Origin of the sequence: Neisseria sp. S1 (assembly GCF_048060015.1) — a bacterium.
GTDB lineage: Bacteria > Pseudomonadota > Gammaproteobacteria > Burkholderiales > Neisseriaceae > Neisseria > Neisseria arctica.
The window spans coordinates 1-1,776 of record NZ_JBLUPI010000034.1; the positions used below are offsets into that span (position 1 = coordinate 1).

Sequence of the window (1,776 nt, forward strand, 5' to 3'; positions counted from 1 at the left end):
CGCCCCGAAGATTACCTATACCCATACCGATCCTAGCAAAGTGACTGAAGCCGACATCATCGGTGCTTATGTGGCTGCGACTGGCAAGCGTACCGGTATGGAGCTGGTTACCGAAGGCTTCAACCGTTTCGGTGCCGACGCCAAAATCATTATCGTACCCGGGTATGACAAAACCGCTACTTGTGCGGCGGCTATGATTACTGTAGCCGATAAGCTCGGCGCAATTGCTTATATCAACGCCCCACAAGGCACATCGCTAAGTAAGGCATTGGAAGGCCGTGGCCCGGGCGGGGCAATTAATTTCAATACTTCATCTGACCGTGCGCAACTGTTTTACCCTCACGTTATCGGCTTGCTTGGTGCGGAAAGTCTCGCCACCCACGCCGCCGCGCTACGCATGAAAACCGATGTGGAAAAAGGCTATTGGTGGAGTATTTCCAACAAGGAGCTGTTGGGTGTAACTGGTCTGGAAGTGGGCTTAACCGCCCGTGCTGATGACCCACAGAGCGAAACCAACCGCCTGAACGAAAAAGGCATCACTACCGTATTCAATTCATACGGCACGGGTTATCGGATGTGGGGCAACCGCTTGGCGTGTTTCCCAACCGTATCGCACATCAAGAATTTTGAAGTGGCGCAACGTACCGGTGACTTAATTGATGAATCCATCCGTCGCGCACAACTGCAATATGTTGACCGCCCGATTGATGATGCCTTGCTTGACAGCCTACTGGAAACCATCCGCACCTATTTGTCTACTCTACCAAGCATTGTCGGCTTCTCGCTGGATTTGGATTATGACTATGATTTAGTCGATGCCTTCAGTAAAGGTCAGGTGCCTATTGTGTATGAATACACGCCGAAACTGCCTGCCGAACGCATCAGTAATAAGTCGGTAATGACCCGTAAATATTTGGCCAATTTGGTCAGCAGCGGTAATTAAGGAGCCGTAAAATGCCTAAATTAAACGCAATCTACAACGCGAACGTCTATATCGACGGTAACAGCCTGCTCGGTAAAGCGGCCGAAATCACCGCACCGGAAATTGAGTTCACCATGGATGAAGTCACCGGCTTGGGCTTATTCGGTACCATCAAGCTGCCGAGTGGTATGGAAGCCTTGGAAGCGGAAGTAACTTGGAACAGTTTTTATCCGGAAGTCGCCGCGCGCAGCCGCAATCCGTTTAAATCTGCCCAGCTGATTATTCGCTCGAACCTACAGACTTTCGATGCGGCCGGTTTGGAAAAAGAAGTGCCAATGGTCACTACAATGACCGGCACTTTTGGCAAGGATGCCTTGGGCGGATTTAAGCCGAAGGAAAAGGCAGAATTTTCGAGTACCTTTCAGGTTAACGAAGTGCGCCAAGTGTCCGATGGTCGCGAGCTGTTTTACTACAACGCCTTTACCAACACCCTGCGTGTCAACGGTCAGGATGTATTGGCACAGATGCGTAAGAATATCGGCGCATAAGGTCGAAGTTGTTGAGTCACCCGAACAAAATAAAATGTGCACCGAAAAATGCACCACAAACACCCTGCCTTACGGCAGGGTTTTTTTAAACCCGTTTAAAAGGCACAGATTCTCGGAGCACCTAAACTGACACTTTAAAGAATACAGACTGCGGATGAATCCGGCCGCCCCGCACGGCTTTTTTTGAAAAAGGATTGCAAAAATGAATGAAGCCAAACAACTGCAAAATGATATGGGCATCAGCCAAGAAGTTAAGCTGAAATATCCGGTACGCCTGCCGACGGGCGAGATGTTGGAAAAAGTGAG

At 49.7% G+C, this 1,776-nt stretch carries 2 protein-coding genes; both read left to right on the forward strand.

The annotated features are described in order from the left end of the window. Positions 1-943, forward strand: a 943-nt coding sequence (locus ACEPPX_RS11690) for a phage tail sheath family protein (RefSeq protein WP_416624179.1), incomplete at its 5' end; no start/stop codon positions are given. Positions 944-954: 11 nt separating this feature from the next. After that, positions 955-1,470: a phage major tail tube protein gene (locus tag ACEPPX_RS11695; protein ID WP_416624180.1), complete on the forward strand. Its 516-nt coding sequence runs from the start codon at positions 955-957 to the stop codon at positions 1,468-1,470. Positions 1,471-1,776: the final 306 nt, after the last annotated feature.